General features: G+C 49.2%; 19 protein-coding genes. 11 read left to right on the top strand and 8 right to left on the bottom strand.

Annotated features, from left to right (window positions below; all coding sequences use genetic code 11):
- Positions 1–89: 89 nt before the first annotated feature.
- Complete coding sequence (locus tag AC07OI_RS04610) at positions 90–3,083, bottom strand: Rne/Rng family ribonuclease (protein ID WP_495256422.1); 2,994 nt, start codon at positions 3,081–3,083, stop codon at positions 90–92.
- 629 nt (positions 3,084–3,712) lie between these two features.
- On the opposite strand from AC07OI_RS04610, the gene AC07OI_RS04605 reads away from it, so the two are divergent.
- The 7 genes from AC07OI_RS04605 (at position 3,713) to ccoS (ending at position 10,004) form a co-directional block, all read left to right on the top strand.
- Positions 3,713–4,720, top strand: coding sequence for an RluA family pseudouridine synthase (locus AC07OI_RS04605; protein WP_495256421.1), 1,008 nt, complete (start codon positions 3,713–3,715; stop codon positions 4,718–4,720).
- A gap of 101 nt (positions 4,721–4,821) precedes the next feature.
- Positions 4,822–5,481 (top strand): HAD-IIIA family hydrolase, encoded by a 660-nt coding sequence (locus AC07OI_RS04600; protein ID WP_495256420.1) that lies wholly within the window; start codon positions 4,822–4,824, stop codon positions 5,479–5,481.
- A 26-nt stretch (positions 5,482–5,507) separates the two neighbouring features.
- A complete protein-coding gene (locus tag AC07OI_RS04595; protein WP_492702945.1) occupies positions 5,508–5,873 on the top strand; it encodes a Rieske (2Fe-2S) protein in 366 nt (121 codons plus the stop codon).
- Positions 5,873–6,868 carry a S49 family peptidase gene (locus AC07OI_RS04590; protein ID WP_492703127.1) on the top strand — a complete coding sequence of 332 codons (996 nt, stop codon included), beginning with the start codon at positions 5,873–5,875 and terminating at the stop codon, positions 6,866–6,868. The genes AC07OI_RS04595 and AC07OI_RS04590 overlap by 1 nt, the downstream gene beginning before the upstream one ends.
- Before the next feature lie 475 nt (positions 6,869–7,343).
- Positions 7,344–7,586 (top strand): heavy metal translocating P-type ATPase metal-binding domain-containing protein, encoded by a 243-nt coding sequence (locus AC07OI_RS04585; protein ID WP_492702946.1) that lies wholly within the window; start codon positions 7,344–7,346, stop codon positions 7,584–7,586.
- Positions 7,587–7,590: 4 nt separating this feature from the next.
- Positions 7,591–9,837, top strand: a complete 2,247-nt coding sequence (locus AC07OI_RS04580; protein WP_495256419.1) for a heavy metal translocating P-type ATPase — start codon at positions 7,591–7,593, stop codon at positions 9,835–9,837.
- Between the two features lie 23 nt (positions 9,838–9,860).
- Entirely contained in the window at positions 9,861–10,004 is a 144-nt protein-coding gene (gene ccoS / locus AC07OI_RS04575; RefSeq protein ID WP_495256418.1) for a cbb3-type cytochrome oxidase assembly protein CcoS, read from the top strand.
- A gap of 15 nt (positions 10,005–10,019) precedes the next feature.
- On the opposite strand, the gene mnmH is transcribed toward ccoS, so the two are convergent.
- Both mnmH and AC07OI_RS04565 read right to left on the bottom strand, forming a co-directional pair.
- The gene (mnmH, locus tag AC07OI_RS04570) at positions 10,020–11,102 is read right to left on the bottom strand and encodes a tRNA 2-selenouridine(34) synthase MnmH (RefSeq protein WP_495256417.1); all 1,083 of its coding nucleotides are present in this window, start codon (positions 11,100–11,102) and stop codon (positions 10,020–10,022) included.
- Positions 11,103–11,106: 4 nt separating this feature from the next.
- Positions 11,107–11,757, bottom strand: coding sequence for an arylesterase (locus AC07OI_RS04565; RefSeq protein WP_492702949.1), 651 nt, complete (start codon positions 11,755–11,757; stop codon positions 11,107–11,109).
- A 13-nt stretch (positions 11,758–11,770) separates the two neighbouring features.
- Between AC07OI_RS04565 and AC07OI_RS04560 the strand changes: the two genes are divergently transcribed.
- Positions 11,771–12,463, top strand: coding sequence for an ABC transporter ATP-binding protein (locus tag AC07OI_RS04560; protein ID WP_492702950.1), 693 nt, complete (start codon positions 11,771–11,773; stop codon positions 12,461–12,463).
- 12 nt (positions 12,464–12,475) lie between these two features.
- On the opposite strand, the gene AC07OI_RS04555 is transcribed toward AC07OI_RS04560, so the two are convergent.
- Genes AC07OI_RS04555 through AC07OI_RS04535 form a run of 5 tightly spaced genes read right to left on the bottom strand, consistent with a single transcriptional unit; the run spans position 12,476 to position 16,812 of the window.
- The gene (locus tag AC07OI_RS04555) at positions 12,476–13,261 is read right to left on the bottom strand and encodes a UDP-2,3-diacylglucosamine diphosphatase (RefSeq protein WP_495256416.1); all 786 of its coding nucleotides are present in this window, start codon (positions 13,259–13,261) and stop codon (positions 12,476–12,478) included.
- A gap of 18 nt (positions 13,262–13,279) precedes the next feature.
- The gene (locus AC07OI_RS04550) at positions 13,280–13,768 is read right to left on the bottom strand and encodes a peptidylprolyl isomerase (RefSeq protein WP_492702952.1); all 489 of its coding nucleotides are present in this window, start codon (positions 13,766–13,768) and stop codon (positions 13,280–13,282) included.
- Between the two features lie 35 nt (positions 13,769–13,803).
- Positions 13,804–14,466, bottom strand: coding sequence for a peptidylprolyl isomerase (locus tag AC07OI_RS04545; protein ID WP_495256415.1), 663 nt, complete (start codon positions 14,464–14,466; stop codon positions 13,804–13,806).
- 46 nt (positions 14,467–14,512) lie between these two features.
- Entirely contained in the window at positions 14,513–15,781 is a 1,269-nt protein-coding gene (locus tag AC07OI_RS04540; RefSeq protein WP_492702954.1) for a L,D-transpeptidase family protein, read from the bottom strand.
- Positions 15,781–16,812: a YybH family protein gene (locus tag AC07OI_RS04535; RefSeq protein WP_492702955.1), complete on the bottom strand. Its 1,032-nt coding sequence runs from the start codon at positions 16,810–16,812 to the stop codon at positions 15,781–15,783. Before AC07OI_RS04535 ends, AC07OI_RS04540 begins: the two co-directional genes overlap by 1 nt.
- Before the next feature lie 426 nt (positions 16,813–17,238).
- On the opposite strand from AC07OI_RS04535, the gene AC07OI_RS04530 reads away from it, so the two are divergent.
- From AC07OI_RS04530 to dnaQ, 3 genes are read left to right on the top strand one after another with little or no spacing between them, the layout of a single operon-like run.
- Positions 17,239–18,213, top strand: a complete 975-nt coding sequence (locus AC07OI_RS04530) for an acetyl-CoA carboxylase carboxyltransferase subunit alpha (protein WP_492702956.1) — start codon at positions 17,239–17,241, stop codon at positions 18,211–18,213.
- Positions 18,210–19,607, top strand: coding sequence for a tRNA lysidine(34) synthetase TilS (tilS, locus tag AC07OI_RS04525; RefSeq protein WP_495256414.1), 1,398 nt, complete (start codon positions 18,210–18,212; stop codon positions 19,605–19,607). The genes AC07OI_RS04530 and tilS overlap by 4 nt, the downstream gene beginning before the upstream one ends.
- A gap of 46 nt (positions 19,608–19,653) precedes the next feature.
- The gene (dnaQ, locus tag AC07OI_RS04520) at positions 19,654–20,361 is read left to right on the top strand and encodes a DNA polymerase III subunit epsilon (protein WP_492702958.1); all 708 of its coding nucleotides are present in this window, start codon (positions 19,654–19,656) and stop codon (positions 20,359–20,361) included.
- Positions 20,362–20,476: the final 115 nt, after the last annotated feature.

The following is a 20,476-nucleotide window of genomic DNA, read 5'->3' as shown; positions in this document are numbered from 1 at the left end:
AATCATAAAGAGAGCCGGTTTTTCTTTAGCCTGTTTTCAGCCTGTAATTCGGTCTGTATTAAAGACTGTCTACAGGCTGTTCATCAACATCATGAACGACGTGTTTCCACCATCACCAATGGCTCATCCGCAACGACTGGTGCAGGCTTACGTTCACGCGGAACGCGTGCCGGTGTTACCAGTTTTTCTGCTTCAGCTTTGGCTGCTTGCAGCTTGACGGGGTCGGTGCTGGCCAATTCCAGTCCGGCTTCTTTCAGCATGCTATGCAGGGTTTCCAAAGGCATGGTTGCGTCCAGTGGTTTTGCCACTGAAGTGCTGACTGCCTGGACTGGAGGAACTGCAGGAGCTACGGTAGTTGGAATAGCTGGAGCTGTAATTGCCGGAGCTGCCACTACTTCAACAGGTGCAACTTGAGGCGCCACTTCTGCAGGAGCAGCATTGACAACTTCAGGTGTTGGTGCTGGCGTATGTGCAACTTCAACAGGGACTGTTATCTCTGCGCTTGCTGGTGCTGTTTCAATCGCTGCAGGCGTTTCTACAGCAAAGCTTGCACTGATGACTTCCTGCGGAGCGGCATCTACGACGGGTGCAGCGACGACAGGTGCAATAATAGCATCAGGTGCAGGTGCAATTACGGCGGGGCTAGTTACCACTGGTGCAAGCTCAGGCGCTGCAGCTACTACTGTTTCAGCAAAAGCGGCAGGCTGACTGGCTGCAGTAGCGTGGTCTGACGCATTGTTGATCGCTTCTGGCGCTACAACTGCTGGCGCAGCTACCAAGGCATTTATTACCGCAGCATTGCTGGCAGCATCGGCATCAACTGCTTCACTGCCATCAATTGGTAATTCGCCTTGCTCATTGACCAACTCGTTACCATCACGGTCGCGACGGTTGCGGTTACGGCCACCACGACGACGGCGACGACGGCGCTCTTCGCCCTGCTCACTGTTGTCGTTTTCAGCACCAGATTCCAGTGCTTCCAATTGAGGGGCAGCAGGCATGACATCGACAGGTACAGGGTCTACATGCTTGTGGATAGGTTCTTCCTTGGCTTCCTGAGCCTGGTTATCCTTGCGCTCGTCGCGTTGACGTTGTTGACGTTCGCGGCGGGTTTCCTGGGATTCACGTTCTTCGCGTGGTGGCTTAGGTGCTTTTGGTGGGCGTGGATTTTCCGCTGCTGCAGGTTTAGCTGATTCTTGCTCTGGCTTTTCTGCCTTCGCTGGACGGTCTTCGCGTTCGTCACGGTCGCGGTTGCGGCGATTGCGGTTGCGTTGGCCATTGCCATTGCGAGGACCGCGGGCAGTGCGGTCACGCTCACCGGTTTTTTCTTCTACCGGTTTTGGCGCTTCTACCTTGGCTGCTGGTTCAGACTTGCCAAACAGGAAGCCAAACAGTTTGCCAAAGAAGCCAGGCTCTGCCGGTGCTGCAACTGGTGCAACGATAACCGGGGCGACTTCCTTGCGTTCAACGATAGGAGCAGTCTCAGGTGTGATGCTCTTGACCATGGCTTCCTGACGTGGCTTGACGTCTTCTTTCTGACGTTTGCTGTAGCCAATGTCGGTGTCAGCCTGCTCAGCCATGGCATAGCTGGCGTGGTGATCTTCGAGGCGTGGATCATCTGTTTTCAGGCGATCCAGTTTGTAATGTGGGGTTTCCAGATGCTTGTTCGGGATCAGGATGACAGTCACGCGATGGCGCGTTTCTATCTTCAGGATCTCGCCACGTTTTTCATTCAGCAGGAAAGCGGCGACGTCAACAGGTACCTGGACGTGGATCGCTGCTGAGTTTTCCTTCATGGCCTCTTCCTGGATTATACGCAGGACTTGCAGGGCAGAAGACTCGGTATCGCGGATATGGCCGGTGCCGTTACAACGCGGGCAAGTCACGTGGCTGCCTTCGGACAGCGAAGGGCGCAAGCGCTGGCGAGACAATTCCATCAGGCCAAAGCGGGAAATCTTGCCCATTTGCACACGTGCGCGGTCATAGCGCAGGGCATCTTTGAGACGGGTTTCAACTTCGCGCTGGTTCTTGGCATTTTCCATGTCGATAAAATCGATCACGATCAAGCCACCCAGGTCGCGCAAACGCAATTGACGGGCTACTTCTTCAGCTGCTTCAAGATTGGTATTGAAAGCGGTCGTCTCGATATCGCCACCACGGGTGGAGCGGGCCGAGTTAACGTCCACTGACACCAAGGCTTCAGTATGATCGATAACGATCGCGCCACCAGATGGCAGAGGTACGGTGCGGGAATAGGCAGTTTCAATCTGATGTTCGATCTGGAAACGTGAGAACAGCGGCACATCATCGCTATAACGTTTAACGCGATGCACCATGTCGGGCATCACGTGGCTCATGAACTGCTGAGCCTGTTCGTAGATTTCATCAGTATCGATGAGGATTTCACCAATGTCAGGCTGAAAATAGTCGCGTATGGCGCGGATCACCAGGGATGACTCTTGATAAATCAGGAAGGCGCCTGGAGACGATTTGCCGGCGCCTTCGATTGCACGCCAGAGTTGCATCAGGTAATTCAAGTCCCATTGCAATTCGTCAACATTGCGGCCTATGCCGGCGGTACGGGCAATAACGGACATGCCACCAGGCAAGTCCAGTTTGTCCATGGTTTCGCGCAATTCTTGACGGTCTTCACCTTCAACGCGGCGGGAAACACCACCACCACGTGGGTTGTTAGGCATCAATACCAGGTAGCGGCCAGCCAGCGAAATGAACGAGGTCAGGGCTGCGCCCTTGTTGCCACGCTCTTCTTTTTCAACCTGGACCATGATTTCCTGGCCTTCGCGCAGCGCTTCTTTAATGGAAGCATTGCGTACGTCCACGCCTTCTTTGAAATAGGTGCGGGCAACTTCTTTGAAGGGGAGGAAACCGTGACGTTCTTCGCCGTAGTTGACGAAACAGGCTTCAAGGGAAGGCTCGATACGAGTGATCACGCCTTTGTAGATATTGGACTTGCGCAGTTCGCGACCGGCAGTCTCGATATCAATGTCGATGAGCTTTTGCCCATTGACGATAGCAACGCGCAACTCTTCTTGCTGCGTCGCGTTGAACAGCATACGTTTCATGTTTTTACTCCGTGACCTGGTGGTCATCTTGTGTTGCCATCCATTGAAGGGGCAACTGTACTGATACGGGATGTACGCGGGAGCGGAGTGTTTGAGGGGGAGGGAAATGCCTGAGGCAAAGCAGGGCGGAGTCTATATGGCGTTAAAAGCCAAGTAGAACTGATGAAACGGCCATCTGTTTTGCGTTGGGCGCGGACGATTAAAGTAAATCAAGTTCGAGTGCACATGTCCCCCACGTTGTCTGCCTTGCTTATTGGTGAACAAGCAAGTACAACGCCAGGCGATGAGCAACTTTGGTGCCAGACCATCTTATTTTGTTGTGTCTGGCGGAATCGACCCTATTACCTCAACCATCAACCGGCAAGCTCACTGGTTCATATGTAAACCCGCGCCTCTTGCCAGACTAATATCCTTACAATTCAAACTCTCTGATCCAACTTCATTTGTCTACGCCCGATAACAACAATTGGCTGCTACCTTGACCTGCAAATGACGCTGCATACACATCTTTTCCATCAAATTTGCAAACAGGCGAGGCCGATGGACATGCCCCTGTGTAAAATAGGCGTTTATTCCTCTTACACTGCTAAAGCACAAAATGCTGAAGCGAAAATGATTATATATTCAAAATGAAGGACTTAGCGACAATTAATAGGGGAGCACATCAAATTCAGATGGAAAAGCCTTCCCCTCAGCAGCCTTCGGCCTCCCAACCCAAAGTTCAGATGCTCACGATCTCGGAAGAAGAGGCGGGGCAGCGTATTGATAATTTCTTGTTACGTATTTGCAAAGGTGTGCCAAAAAGCCATGTTTACCGGGTTCTGCGCTCTGGCGAAGTGCGTGTTAACAAAGGCCGCATAGACCAGTTGTACCGCCTGGTGGAGGGCGACGTCGTTCGTATCCCGCCAATCCGCATGGCGGAAGTCAGCGAACAGGTCGTGCCCAAGCATGAATTCCCCATCCTGTTTGAAGATAATCATTTATTGATAATTAACAAACCAGCTGGCGTGGCAGTGCATGGTGGCTCCGGTATCAGTTACGGCGTCATTGAGCAATTGCGCGCATCGAGGCCGGACGCCAAGTTCCTGGAGCTGGTGCACAGACTGGACAGGGAAACTTCAGGCATACTCTTGCTGGCCAAAAAACGTAGTGCATTAACAAATTTGCATGAGCAAATGCGTGATGGTGTTACTGACAAGCGTTATCTGACCCTGGTGCATGGCGACTGGAAGAATGCCCGCCAACATGTCAAACTGGCATTGCATAAGTATACAACAGCAGAAGGTGAGCGCCGTGTGCGGGTGCAAGCTGATGGCATGGCCTCGCATACGGTATTTACTTTGCAGAAAAAATATCGCGATTTCGCCCTGCTTGAGGCGGAGCTGAAAACGGGACGTACCCATCAGATTCGCGTACATCTTTCGGCCAGTGGTTTCGCTATTGCGGGCGATGACAAATATGGTGACTTTTCCCTGAATCGCGCTTTGCTGAAGGCGACTGAAGGGCGCGGCGCACTGAAACGCATGTTCCTGCATGCCCACCAGATCAGCTTTGTTCATCCCGAGACGGGAAAGACTGTGACGGTGAATGCAGCTTTGCCCAAAGAATGTGAAGATTTTCTGAAAAGCCTGGCTTAGCGCCTTCGTCTGGAAAAGTCTTAATGGTTTAGTAATGGTATGATGCCGTTATTGATGAGAAACATGTCGCGCATGCTGATGTGTGCGCGTTTATTGAATATATGGCAAAAAAGCAATTTGATTTAATTGTATTTGACTGGGACGGAACCCTGATGGACAGCACAGCTGCCATCGTCAAATGCATGCAGTCCGCAGCGAGAGACCTTGGTTTGCCGGTTCCCAAAGAAGATATCGCTTCTTATGTCATAGGGCTCGCCTTGCCTGAAGCAATACAGGTGGCTATGCCGGGCATAGACCCCAAGCTGTATCCAAGGGTGGTTGAGCGTTTCCGCCATCACTTCTTGACCAAGGACCATGAGTTGCCCCTGTTTAAGGGTGTCAGGGAAATGTTGGCCGAACTGGCGCAAGAGGGTTACTTTTTGGCAGTGGCAACCGGTGCCAGCCGGGTTGGCCTGAGCCGCGCTTTGCATACCGCCAAACTGACCTCGATATTTGACGCGACACGTTGCTCCGACGAGACGTTTTCCAAGCCACACCCTGCAATGTTGCAAGAGTTAACACGTGAGCTGGGGCAAGACATGCGCCGCACTGTCATGATAGGTGACACCACACATGACTTGCAGATGGCCAATAATGCAGGCGCCGCAGCGATTGCAGTTGAATATGGCGCACATGACGTGCTTGCACTGCAGAACATGCAACCTATATTTTCTGCAAAAGACGTTGCTCAGTTGCATGAGTGGCTGCGTGAAAATGCCTGAACAAAAGTGGCAGATAAGAGATAAAGATGAAGTCAATTTCCGTATGTAAATCTGATGAATTGATAGAAGGTGGCAAGGGTGTGCGCTTCCCCGTCACCGCCGGCAGTGACGATGCTGTCGGTTTCGTCATCCGTTATGACGGCGTAGTACATGGTTACTTAAACCGCTGTGCCCATGTGCCAGTGGAGCTGGACTGGAATCCGGGTGAATTCCTGGAATCCAGCGGTCTTTACATCATGTGTGCCACTCATGGTGCTATTTACCAGCCAGATACCGGCTATTGCACGGGTGGGCCTTGCCGTGGCGGTCGCCTGCGAAAAATTAATGTCAGTGAAGAAGAAGGGCAGATTTACTGGCATCCCGATGATTATATACAAGCTGTCATTGCCTGATTTCTGGAAAAATTATGAATGAGCAATTTCCGAGTTCGCCAGCGAGCGAAAGCGATAAAAAAGAAGGCTGGGAACGTCAGCTGTTAGAAAAACTGGCGACAGACTCCTTGCGTGAGCAGCGCTTGCGCAGGCGCTGGAGTATCTTTTTCAGGTTTGCTTTTTTATCGGTGATTATTTTCGCGTTTTACTATTTCAGCGATTATGCAAGCACTGAAATGGAAAACCTTGGGCATCACACAGCGCTCATAGAAATTGACGGCACCATAGAGTCAGAAGGTGCAGGCAGCGCTCACTCGGTGATCCCGGCATTGAATCGGGCGTTTGCTGACCCAGGTTCAGTCGCTGTCGTGGTGCGTATCAATAGCCCTGGTGGCAGCCCAGTACAAGCTGGCATGATCAATGATGAAATGGGCAGACTGCGCAAAGAATATCCTACGAAAAAACTGTATGTCGTGGTGGATGAGATTTGCGCCTCTGGTGGGTATTACATTGCGGTAGCTGCAGATAAAATCTTCGTCAATAAAGCCAGTGTCGTCGGCTCTATCGGTGTGCTCATGGATGGTTTTGGCTTTACCGGTCTCATGGATAAGCTGGGTGTAGAGCGTCGCCTCATGACGGCAGGTGAAAACAAGGGTTTCATGGACCCATTTTCGCCGCAAACAGAAAAACAAAAAGCTTTTTCGCAAACCATGCTTAATGAAATTCACCAGCAATTCATTGATGCCGTGCGTGCAGGGCGTGGACAGCGTTTGAAAGAAACGCCAGAAATGTTTTCTGGCTTGTTCTGGATAGGCAGCAAGGCTGTGCAAATGGGGCTGGCAGATGATTTTGGTTCTGTGGATTCTATTGCACGTGATGTCATCAAGGTAGAAAACATCGTTGACTACACTCAGAAAGAAGGCTTGCCTGAGCGTGTCTTGAAAAAATTTGGTGCGTCCATAGGTGCCAGCGCAGCTACCACGATCTTGAAGGGAAATGCTCCTAGCATGCGCTAATTAGCCATTTTGTTTGGTTGATTTTCTTAATCCTGTTGGCTGCTTGCATAGTTATTTTTTTCTTCCACTCGTTATCGAGTTGGCATATATTAGGGGCGTAACTGGTTCAAAAGAAGGAGGTCGATATACAAGATATTTTTTGTATCCAAGGCGGATTGAATTTGAGCTCCGGTGTCTTGTGTGCCGGTTATTAATGAAGTGGATAGTCTACAATTTGTGAAGTACCCATCCGTTTAGTTCACGGACCTGAGGTTTCTAAGAACCCTCGCTGAGTTAGCAGCAGTAGCAATATTAGTAGCCATAAAGTAGCCATTAGTATCCATGAAGTAAAAGAAACGGTAGTGCAACGCTACCGTTTTTTTATGCCTGTTTTTCTTCTCTCATACTTGATTTGAATCAAGTGTCGCCATTTTCTCTCCTGTAACATCAAAGCAATTTGATCGCTAGACCTACCCTTTATCCTCAATCATTAATCATGGCATTTGTATTTTCAGCGCTTTTTGAGACAAAGTTTTTCGCTTTTAAAACAAGTGAAAAGACTGACTGCTTTCATTGCGGCGAAAAAATGCGCAAAAGCAATGCACTGACTACCTCATTTGATGGCCGCATGCAGCCAGTATGCTGCCATGGCTGCCTGGCGATTTTGCGTACGGTCGAGCAAAATAAGCTGGTGGCTGAATATATGATGAATAAAACCAGCCAGACGCTGGCGAGGTAAAGGCATGACAAATGCGAGCGCGCTAATGCCAGACGTCAATGCAATAGCCCAACAGCAAGGGCTTGTCAGTGAAAAACTGAATCTCTCAGGCATGCGATGTGCTGCTTGTGTGCAATTGATTGAGTTTCGTATCAGGCAATTGCCGGGCGTTATTTCCTTCAAGATTAATCCCGCCAGTCATCGTGCCGATATTTCCTGGGATGCTGAATTACTGACGCTCAAACGTATATTGGCTGCTGTCACTGACCTGGGCTATGGTGCTTTGCCAGCCAGCCAGTCTCCAGATGAATTGGAGCAAAAAGAAAGCAAGCGCGCCTTGTGGCGCTTGTTTGTTGCTGGCTTCGCCATGATGCAGGTAATGATGTATGCTTTTCCTGCCTACCTGGTTCCGATACCACAGATTGATGGTGACTTGACGCCAGATGTCGACAAGTTGCTGAAGCTGGCCAGCATGATCATCGCCGTGCCTGTCATGGGGTTTTCAGCTTCACCTTTTTTTTCTTCCGCCTGGCGTGATTTGAAAAATCGCCATATAGGCATGGATGTACCCGTTTCTCTGGGCATATTGCTGACTTTTTTTGCCAGCGTTTGGGCGACATTTAATGGTGGTGCAGTGTATTTTGATTCAGCCATCATGTTTGTCTTTCTCTTGCTGGGCGCAAGATTGATTGAATCCAAAGTGCAAAAACGCACGACTGCGGCATTGAGAGTACTGACGCAATTGTCCCCGGCGATGGCGCAACGCTACCTCACCTATCCGCAGCAGGCGCTAGAGACTGTTGAGGTAACAGCCTTGCAGGCAGGCGATTATTTATTGGTCGCCGCTGGTGAGCATATTCCTGCGGATGGTGTGGTCATTGCGGGTGATAGCAGTTGTGATGAGGCACTGATGACGGGTGAATCTTTACCCGTCAGTAAAACGACCGGTAGTAATGTATTGGCCGGATCAGTGAATCTTCATGGCGCCCTAGTGATGCAGGCAAAACAGGTAGGTGGCGCGACTCAATTGTCGGCCTTGATAGGCTTGATGGAATCAGCTTCACTGGAAAAACCACCGCTGGTTTTACTGGCAGATAAACATGCCAGCCGTTTTCTAATCATCATACTGCTGCTTGCCTTTGTCAGCGGTGTCGTCTGGTGGCAAATAGATCCTGACCGCGCATTGTGGATCGCCATCAGCATCATCGTGGTGACTTGTCCATGCGCCTTGTCTCTGGCGACGCCGGGTGTCATGTCTGCAGCCATAGGTATTCTGGCTAAAAATGGCGTATTGCTGGCAAAATCAAAAGCCATACAAGCCATGGCATCAGCCACGCATATTGTTTTTGATAAAACCGGCACACTGACCATGGGCAAATTACAGGTCAGGGAAATGCTGTCTGCTGATGATGTACCCACTACTTCAGCAATTGCCATGGCGCTGGCTTGCCAATCTACACATCCGGTATCCAAAGCAATTGGCGATTATCTGGCGCAAAAAAATTTGAATCAAGATATGCCAGGCTTGCGCAAAGTAAGGGAGGTGCCAGGTGGTGGTATTGAGGCTGAATTTGAGGGACGAGCTTATCGCTTGGGTAGTATGGAGTTCGCGCGTGAATTACATGCTCAGGAAATGTCCATTCCTTCGGGTTTTGAAGGGCAAACACTGACTGTGCTGGCGAATGAGGATGGCAATCTCTTATGGTTTGCACTCGACGACGTACTGCGTGACGATGCAATTGAAGCGATCAGAAATTTAAAAGGCAAGGGCAAGAAAGTCATCCTGTTATCAGGTGATCGCTTGGAGGTCGTCAATAAAATTGCTGCGCAATGCGGTATTCATGATGCGCATGCCGGTCTCGGCCCTGAGGGCAAGTATGAAATAGTGCAGCAGTTGCAGACAGGCGGCGCAACGGTAGTCATGGTTGGCGACGGCATGAATGACGGGCCTGTATTGGCACTGGCTGATGTGTCGGTAGCGATGGGGCAGGGAGCACCAATTGCACAATCGCGCAGTGATGTATTATTGATGTCCAATCGCTTGCTGGACCTGGACTTTGGCATGACGGTAGCCAGTAAGGCTTATAGACTGATACGCGAAAATCTCGCGTGGGCTGTGCTTTACAATTTATTGGCGATACCCGCTGCTATGTGTGGGTGGCTTGAGCCCTGGCATGCTGCATTAGGTATGTCGCTGAGTTCGCTGATTGTGGTGTTGAATGCCCTGCGCCTGTATCTATTGCCACAGCCCATCTATCTGATGCAGGACTGATATAAAGAGTAGTACAAGAAATTATGGACATACTTTATTTGCTGATACCGCTGAGCCTGGTGCTGGTGTTTGTCATTGGGGCGGTATTCTGGTGGGCGGTCAATCACAGGCAGTTTGATGGCCTGGAAGACGAAGGGCAAAGAATTGTCGATGATGTCGATGGCTGAGTTTTTAGACTATGCTCAGGCATTGATGGGATTTTGATCCGCAAAACTCAAGATGTGAAGTGCAGATTCGTGGAAGTCCGATTCTCCAATATCGTTTTGTTCTATTTGCCTAGCCTTGCTGTATCCCACAAAATTTCTCGCGATTGATTTGCCGTAGGCCGGGTCATAGTGCTGCTCCAGCAATTCTTTGACCAGTTGCGTGAGTTCACCATCTTGCGCCATTTGCTTCCAGCCAGAAATTTTTTCTTTGCCGTGTAGGGCGGTCAGAAAATGCAATTGTTTATTCAGGCTTTCTGTATCTTGCATGAAGTGAGCATATTCTTCCACCAGGAATTCCACTCTTTTTTCCAATGGCAAATTAACTTGCAGGCAGCCTGAGGCACGCATGGCTTGCATCAGGTTTTCTGGTACTCTCAGATTGCCAATTTTTTTACTTTCTGCTTCTACGTAAACCAATTTTTGTACATCAAATTGCTGCAGTTGTTCAAAAATACGGCTCTCGAATTGCTTTTGCGAGGGTTGTGCATGCTCGGGAATGTCACCTAACACTGAGCCCCGATGGGCAGCTAATTGTTCCAGATCCAGCACTTGTGCGCCCAGACCTGCCAAGGTTTGTAGGCAACGGCTCTTGCCGCTGCCGGTGGGGCCGCATAAAACCTTCCATTGAAAATGCTGCAATTCTGCGCTCAAGCTCAGATTAACAAATTGCCTGTATGCCTTGTAACCACCATTCAATTGCACTACTGGCCAGCCTATTTTGGCAAAGATATGTGCCATGGCGCCACTGCGGTTGCCGCCGCGCCAGCAATAAATCAAAGGCTTCCAGTCGCGTGGCTTGTCCTGAAACAGGTTTTCTATGTGTCGTCCTATATTCTTTGCTACCAGGGCTGCACCCAGGCGCTTGGCTTCAAACGACCCAACTTGCTTATACATGGTGCCTACGATAATGCGTTCTTCATTATCCAGCACCGGGCAATTGATGGCATGGGCAATATGGTCTTCAGCAAACTCAGCCGGGCTGCGCACATCAATGATGGCGTCAAATTCTGCGCGTCGCTTGAATACCTCTGGAAAATCCAGCAGTTCAGGATATTTCATGACTTTACTTACCTAGTAAGGGAAGCAGGTTTGGCAGGACATTATTGACGATGGTTGGGTGTACATCAGCTATAGGATGAATGCGGTCCTGCTGAAAAAACTCATCTTTTTCAGCTATGCCTTCCAGCAAAAAAGGGACAAGTGCGGTTTTGTTGGCTTTTGCCAGCTTGCCAAATAGCGAGAAAAAACGCTCGGAATAATCGGGGCCATAATTGGGAGGGATTCTCATGCCGGCTAACAAAACTTTGCCTTTTTGCGCCTTTACCATATCTATCATGGCCTGGAAATTACTCTCGGAAGCTTTGAGTGACAAGCCGCGCAAGGCATCATTGCCGCCCAGTTCAATGATAACGATATCTGGATGATGCCTTTCCAGTAAACTCCCCAACCGCGATTTTCCGCTACTGGTGGTGTCACCACTGATACTGGCATTAATGACTGTGGCTGGAATATTTTTTTGCTGTAATTTTTGCCCCAGTAAGGCTACCCAGCCTTTGCCACGCTCAAGTCCATATTCGGCTGATAAACTATCGCCGAGCACGAGGATGGTTTTTGATGCAGAATAAGCAGGCAAAGCAGTAATCGCAAATATCACGAGCACCAGGGCTTGTTTTAATAGTCTGCTGACGTGACCTGACAATTGAGTAAAGAGCATACGCAAAGACCTTATGGAATCAAACAAAGCGGCAATAGAAGTAAAGCACCTGACCAAGCGCGTAGCAGATGCGACTGGCGAGCTGAGTATACTGAATGGCATAGATTTTACCGCGCAAGCAGGGCAGACGCTTGCAATTGTTGGTGCCTCTGGTTCAGGCAAGTCAACTCTGCTGGGCATACTGGCTGGGCTGGATACGCCAACGGAAGGCAAGGTCTTGCTTGATGGAGTGGATATTTTTGATTTAACAGAAGATGGCAGGGCGCAATTCCGTAAAGAGAACCTGGGCTTTGTATTTCAGTCCTTCCAGTTATTGATGCACCTGAATGCGCTGGAGAATGTCATGCTGCCACTGGAGTTGCGCGGTGATAAGCAGGCACGTGCCAAGGCAGAAAAAATGCTGGAGCATGTCGGACTGGCATCCAGGCTCAGGCATTACCCCAAGTTTTTGTCAGGCGGTGAGCAGCAAAGGGTAGCGCTGGCCAGGGCTTTTGTGACTGAGCCACCTTTGCTTTTTGCTGATGAACCTACTGGTAGTCTCGACGCTGCTACGGGTGAGGCAATTATCAACCTGATGTTTAGCCTGAACCGTGAGCGTGGCTCTACCCTGGTGCTGGTTACCCACGATCTGTCGATTGCGGCCAGATGTGGACGGGTGCTGACCATCAGTGCCGGTCATTTGCGTTCAGATACTGTCAACGCCTGATGGCAAAATAATTTACTTGAGGCTTCCATCCCAGTCGTAAGTCTGAATGCTGCCATCACTGTAGGCTGCCAGCCAGCCGCCGCGCTTGTCCTGGTCTTCACAATCCCAGTCCGGTAATACATATCTGGTTTTTTCACCGTTAATATGTATGGCTGGTCTGTGGGTGTGGCCATGTATCATGGTGCTGGCACCCGTTTGCAGGAACAGTGCTGCGATGGCATCTGCGTTGACATCCATGATGGCGACAGATTTCTGTTTTTGTTCCATCTTGCTTTCAGTACGCAGGCCTTCAATAATTTTTTTGCGCTGATCAAGCGGCATTGCCAGGAAAGTCTTTTGCCATTCTGCCTGCCTGACTTGCGTGCGGAACTTCATGTAGGCATGATCGTCCGTACATTGCGCATCGCCATGACTGATGACCACTTTTCTTCCAGCCAGATCAATCACGCTGGGGTCATTCAGTAAAACCGCACCGGTAGCAGCAGAAAAATCCTCGCCGATTAAAAAATCCCGGTTTCCGGCGATCCAGTACAGCTGCACACCGTGATTATGGACTTTGCGCAGCGCCTGGACTATGGATGAATTATAGGTGTCACTGATATTGTCATCACCCACCCAATATTCAAACAAGTCCCCCAGTAAATATAGCGACTTGGTCTGTGTGGCCTGCTTGTCGAGAAAGCTTAAAAAAGCTGCTGTAGTAAGGGGCAGGGCGGGATTTAAATGTGTATCAGAAACAAAAAGCGCAACCAGTTCAGGTTGCGCTTTTGTCTGATTCGCGTTGTGGTCTGCGATCATGAAATAGAGTAAATGGTATTAAACGATTTGCGTTTTTTCGATCAGGACGTTTTCTACCGGTACGTCCTGGAACATGCCAGTACGGGTAGTTTTCACGCCTTTGATTTTGTCGACTATGTCCATCCCTTCCACGACTTTGCCAAATACGCAGTAACCCCAGCCGTCCTGACCTGGGTAGTCAAGGAAGCTGTTGTTTGCCGTATTGATGAAGAACTGCGCAGAAGCAGAGTGTGGGTCGCCAGTACGTGCCATGGCCAATGCATAACGCTCGTTTTTCAAGCCGTTTTTGGCTTCATTTTCGATAGGTGCATTGGTGGACTTCTGGTTCATGCCAGGCTCAAAACCGCCGCCTTGTATCATGAAGCCATCAATCACGCGATGGAAAATAGTACCGTTGTAGTGACCAGATTCAACATAAGCCAGGAAATTGGCAACAGTTTTTGGAGCTTTTTCTTCGTTCAGTTCAATCTTGATGTCACCGAAGTTGGTGGTCAGAATAACGGCCATGATAGTCCTTCATTTCTAAAAGGTTAGTGATGTGTTTATTTTAACAAGGTAGCGGATTGAATAATAACTGGTTTGGTTGGTACATTTTGCATCATTTTAGCTTCACCAGTTTCTACCACTTTAATTTTTTCAACGACTTCCATGCCCTTGATGACTTTGCCAAAAGGCGTATAGCCAGCGGTCATTGCCAGTGCCCTGGCGCGTCTTTCGGTGACGATGTTGCCACGGTAGGGAAACTCTACCGGGTCACCCTCAGGCAAGACTTGATGGTTCAGGAAATCATTGTCTTTGACATTGATGTAAAACTGCGCGCCTGCTGAATTAGGGTCTTGCGTACGGGCCATTGCTACTACGCCCAGGTCGTTTTTCAAGCCATGTTCCAGTGCTTCACGGGCTTCCAGAGGGACCGATTTATTCGTCGGTTTTTCTTTCATATCCTTGTCGTAGCCGCCGCCCTGTATCATGAAATTATCGATGACACGGTGGAAAATCGTCCCTTTGTAATGCCCACTTTTAACATATTTCAAGAAGTTATCTACGGTCTTCGGGGCTGCTTCCGGGTAAAGCTCAATAACGATTTCACCCATATTGGTTTTCAGGGAAACCTTGGGTTGCCCTTCGGCAAAACTAAAGGCGCTTGCCATCATCAGGCAGGTACCCAGCAATACACTGTTTAGTCCGGATTTTGAAATTTTCATATTCAGCATACGTTATTGGTTGATGAATTAAGAGTAAACAACTAGTTCAGACAGTGGTTTCGTAAATTATGCGCCATCTGGCAGCTTCTTTCAGCCAGTATTGGCGCTTACGAATGGCCGCTTTGCTTTTCCCATTGCTGGTTTCCTGGGTAAAGGTGCTGACTATCAGTTCGTCTTTACCGGGGTAGCGGAAATGGGTTACATCTTTTAATTTAATAGCAGGATTATGCCAGTTATCCCAGCTTTGTTGCTGTTTTGGGAACCAGGTGTTGAGATTGTCGCCCTGCGTAGTCTTAAAATTGCGCGAATAATTCGTCAGAATGCGGTTGGCGTTCTGGCTCTGCATGTCCAGACGCCAGTCATCCAGTAGTTTTTCGGCAAAATTTTTATCCAACATCCATTTATTGCGACTGACAAATTCCACTTGCTCGCTGATGATAACTGGCGTCTTGCCTATGTCCACCATGGAAGAGATTTTTAAAAAATCCGGATTCGTCAATACCACGCAGCCATCTGATGCAAGGGGGGGGCGGCTGAAGCTTTCAGGTGGCATGCCGTGCAACCAGATGCCAGAGCCATTGCGACCATTGAATTTGTCCCATTCATTCGGGTAATTTAGTGGCAGAGCACCTGGGCCATAAAAACTCGGCAGTTTTGTGCCCGCCAGGCGGCTGGTGATGTAATACACCCCTATAGGGGTTTTTTGATCGCCTTCTTTTAGTTTGTTGATGCCAAACTTGCCCTGGCTGATATAGAAATCATTAATCAGGCGCGGCTGGCCTGCGGCATTTTCATACACATATAAGCGCGATTTTTTCGCATCGACGACGATGGCCTGCTTCTGGTCATCGCGCAATTGCAAAATGGCTCTGGGGATCAGGTCGGCGGCGGGGCGTTCACGATATGAGCGTATGCGTGCCGCTGCCTCATCCCGCAGGTCTTTCAGTTTATCGGGTTGCGTCAAGGCACCGACACCAAAACTGCGTACCGGACGGGTGTGCATCAGCAGCAAGTCACCTTGTATCAAATGTGCCAGCTGGAAGTGCGGATAGGCTTCTACCAATGCATCTATCTTGGTCTGCGCCTGTTGCAAATTATTTGCGGCCAGGTTTTTGTAGACTTCGATTAATAATGCGTCCGGGTCCGGGGCGTTTGGATTAATTTCAGCCGGTGCGACTTTATTGGGGCGTGACTTGGCCACGACAAGAGTTGGCGAAGCGAGATACGCCAGACATGTCAGAGCAAGAACAGCAAAAACGCGTGATTTTCCGGCTTTGACTGCGGCCGGAGTATCAGAATTGACAGCGAAAAACATTAGCTACCCGCACGCTCCTGTTTGATCTGCCATTTGCCGTCCTGCTTTACCATGTGCAAGGTTTTACGGCTGTTGGCAGTCAACTGGTCAGATGTATATATCTGACGGAACTTGACCGTGGCAGTGTTGCCATCGACATCGATTTTGGCAGATTCAATTTTAACGTTGATGCGGCCTTTGCCTTCTATCCTGTTACGACGTTCTTCTGCCCAGGCTTTATAAGACTCGCCTTTGGGTGTCTGGAAATCTTTTGCGTAATGCCCCAGATAGGCATTGGTGTCCTTGCTGCTCCAGGCTTTAGCCCAGTTTTCTACTGCCTTCAGCACATCTTCTTCAGTCTTATCATTAGTAGCAGTAGTTGCGGCTGCAGGAGCAGGTTTGGATTTAGGTTCAGGCTTGGCAGTTTCAGCCTCAGGTTTTGCTGCAGCAACTACGGTAGCGCTGGCTTTGGCTGGAGCGGCTGCATTGGTAGCAGGTGCAGGGGATGCCATTGCTGTCTTGGGATTGGTGCCGCCGGTGGTATTGCCTACCAGATTCTTGACCAGGGTCAGCTTTAATTTGGCAGTGTTATTGCTGGAATCGAGTTGCAAAGCCTTGTCATAGGCCTGGCTGGCCAGTTTTGCATATACATCACCCAGGTTTTCATGTGCTGTGCCATAAGTTGGATTGGTCCTGATCGCCATCTCCAGAGCTGCACGGGCTTTGTCGTACTGACCAGATGATGCATACAAGACTGCCAGATTATTGTAGGGCTCAGGCAATTCCGGGTAATCGTCAGTCAGCTTCGAGAAAACGGTGATAGCTTCTGCCGATTTGTTTTGCTCTGTCAGTATCAATCCCTTGAGAAAACGCATCTGCGCGTCCTTGGGACGTTGCGCCAGGGCGGCATCCACTTTTTGCAAGGCCTCACTTACCTGGCCAGATCTGAGCAATTTGCCAACGTCAGCTGCATCATCTGCCCGGACGTGGGCAGACATCAACAGCAATGACAGACTGGATAAGGTAAGAACATTCTTTAAAATGTGGCGCATGGTGTTCGGTCTTGGATTTATAGGAGTTTGGCAGAACATGTAAGCTGCAATGGTATACTGGCTAATGAGCAAAGCGCCATCTTATCAAATAAGTTGCTGACTATGGGTGTTTGACAATGACTTTGACAAGTAAGCAGCATTTCGCCAGTGGTTTTGGCAACGGTAAAAGGTGTGTGGATGCTGATTTCTACTGCCCGAACTCAAGCAAAAAGTGCCGAACACTGGACAGCGAGGCCAGTTTTGATATCTAATCTGCTCCGTCAGGACAATATGTCCATTATGTATGCATACGAATTTTGCAAAAAAATCATCTAAATGGTTCTTTTGTACGCTAGGCAGAGCGACACATTATTCAATTAAACATTGCGCCCGCGCCAGAATGAAATTGGATTTTTTTATCAACTCGTGTGATGTTAAGGAGGCACGATGACTAAAACGACATTTTTAAATTTTGAACAATCAATTGCAGAACTGGAAACAAAAATAGAAGAACTGCGTTTTGTTCAGGATGATTCTGCAGTCGATATTTCTGAAGAAATAGACAGACTGTCGAAGAAAAGCCAGATGTTGACGAAGGATATTTACGCCAAGTTGACTCCATGGCAAGTGTCGCAGATTTCCCGTCATCCACAGCGTCCATACACCATGGACTATGTGAATCAGATGTTTACTGACTTTCATGAGTTGCATGGTGACCGCAGTTTTTCCGATGATCAATCCATTGTTGGTGGCTTGGCAAGGTTTAATGGTCAGGCATGTATGGTCATGGGCCACCAAAAAGGCCGTGACACCAAAGAACGCGCCATGCGCAATTTTGGCATGCCCAAGCCTGAAGGTTATCGCAAGGCCATGCGCCTGATGAAACTGGCTGAAAAATTTGATATTCCCGTATTTACCTTTGTCGACACCACTGGCGCCTGGCCTGGCATAGACGCTGAAGAGCGCGGTCAGTCTGAAGCTATTGGTCACAACCTATATGTCATGGCAGAACTGAAAGTACCGCTGATCACGACTATTATTGGTGAAGGTGGTTCTGGTGGTGCGCTGGCGCTGGCTGTTGGCGATGCGGTGCTGATGTTGCAGTACGCTACTTACTCCGTAATTTCTCCTGAAGGTTGTGCTTCCATCCTGTGGAAGACTTCCGACCGTGCATCTGATGCGGCCGAGGCATTGGGTTTGACAGCTCACAGACTGAAAGCCATGGGTTTGATCGACAAGATCATCAATGAACCTCTGGGTGGTGCCCACAGAGATCCCAAGCAGATGTGTGCCTTGGTTAAACGTGCACTGGCAGATACCCTGCGTCAGTTCCAGGGTGTAAAAACCAAGGATTTGCTGGCTGCACGTCATGAGAAGTTAATGAGCTACGGCAAGTTTAAGGAAACGAAACTTGCTGAATGAGGCCAGATCAACATTGCTCCAGTCTCGAGCAAGCATTCTCAAAAAAACTCGATGCCATTATTGCTGATTTCTGTGAAGGAAATCTGCAAAATGGCCTCGCAGTAGGCTATAGCGGCGGTCTGGATTCTACGGTCTTACTGGACCTGGCAATCAATTATTGCCGCCGTGCCAAAATTTCACTGCATGCTTTTCACATACATCACGGCTTAAGTCCGAATGCTGATGTCTGGCTTGATCATTGCCGGGCTGTGTGTGTATCAGGCGAAGTAGACTTTCATGCTGAGCGTATTCTGGTTGCCCGCGACAGCGGCGATGGCGTGGAAGCGTCTGCCCGCAAGGGGCGTTACCAGGCTTTGGGGCGGATGTCGAAAAGTACCGGCATTCCCTTGATCCTGACTGCCCATCATCAGGATGACCAGGCAGAAACCCTGTTATTGCAATTGTTGCGCGGTAGTGGTGTGGCTGGCATGTCAGGCATGGATGTTTGTCATCGTGCACCTAATCTGTTTGGCCATGATGAAGTCAGGCTTGGGCGGCCACTGCTGACAGAAAAGCGAACTACGCTGGAAGCCTATGCGAGCCAACGGGGTTTAAGCTATATCGAAGATGAGTCCAATACTGACCAGCGTTATCTGCGTAATGCCATACGCCACAGTGTAATGCCAGTACTCGAAGGCTTATCGCCTGGCTACTCAGAACGTATCGCCCGTTCAGCCACCCATTTTCAAGCGGCGCAAGACTTGCTGCTGGAAGTTGCCGGGCAGGATTTCGCCGATTGCTCCTTTGAAGCGGGATTGGGTATTGCTGCCATGCGTGCACTGAGCCCTGCACGCAGAGATAATTTGTTCCGTTACTGGTTTTCAAAGGCTGGTGTACGCATGCCCACGACCTCGCGGCTGAAAGAAATGCAAAACCAGCTATTTGACGGACGTGAAGATGCACGTATTACCATCCATCACGATACCGTTGCCATACATCGTTATAAGGACATCGTCTATTTGTCTGCGCAAAAAACTGAGATGGCAGAAGAGGACAGCGAACATGAATTTGCCTGGCAAGGACAGACGCATATCCATTTTCCTGAGTTTGCTGGTAGCCTGTATTTTGATCCGGCAGAGCGCGGACTGGATGTGTCCTGGTTAAAGTCGCAAACGCTTTCCTTGCATCTGCGCAGGGGAGGGGAGAGGCTGAAGCTGGCAGAAAACCGCTCTACCCGCGATATGAAAAGCCATTATCAGTCCTTGCAGATACCTTTCTGGCAGCGGGAGCGCCTGCCTTATGTCTCTATTGGCAAGGATTTATTATTTGCTGCAGGTGTTGGCATGCAAAGCAGGTTTTGCCAGGCTGAGCCGGGGACAGGCATCGCCTTGCGCTGGGTGTTTGATCAACTGTGATTAATTTTGAATAAATATTTGTTGTCGTCTAATAGGAAGATTGAATATGCGTAGGCAGCTAGTCCTCGATACTGAAACCACAGGTTTGAATGCCCGCAATGGCGACCGCATCATAGAAATTGGTTGCGTAGAATTAATTAACCGCAAGCTGACGGGTAATAACTTCCATCGCTATATCAATCCAGAACGAGATTCTGAAGAGGGCGCTTTGGCAGTTCACGGTTTAACCACTGAGTTTTTAAGTGATAAGCCCAAATTTGCCCAAGTAGCCGAAGAATTTTGCGCTTATATCAAAGATGCAGAAATCATTATTCATAATGCACCTTTTGACGTTGGCTTCCTGAATGCAGAGCTCGCACGCCTGAATTTACCAGCGCTGACTGAGTATTGCCCCAGTATTGTAGATACGCTGGTTCAGGCAAAAGAATTACACCCTGGGAAGCGTAATTCCCTTGATGCGCTCTGTACTCGCTATGAGATTTCAAATTCCCACCGCAAGCTGCATGGCGCTTTGCTGGATGCTGAATTGCTGGCAGATGTTTTTCTGGCAATGTCGCGTGGGCAAAATAGTTTTGAAATCGACATTGAGGAAGACGATGCGCCAAAAGTACTGGAGGTCGTCGCCTTTGATATGCCCGTTGGTGAGATCGCCGTATTGATGGCAACAGAGGAAGAAATGGGGGAGCATGAAAAATTGCTGACAGGACTGGATAAGCAAATCAAAGATAAGTGTATCTGGCATACGACTTTGTAGAAATAAGCTAAATTTCTGGCTTAGTTGGCGTGCAGAAAAGACAATAGATATGAGAAGTAATAGCTTAAATAGCTATTTGCACGATTCAAAAAGGATCACCTGTTGCAAACAGGTG

The sequence above is a fragment of the Undibacterium sp. GW821-FHT07F11 genome (genome assembly GCF_059418665.1).
The sequence above is the reverse complement of the archived record's forward strand: the minus strand, read 5'-3'. Positions and strand labels throughout refer to the sequence as shown.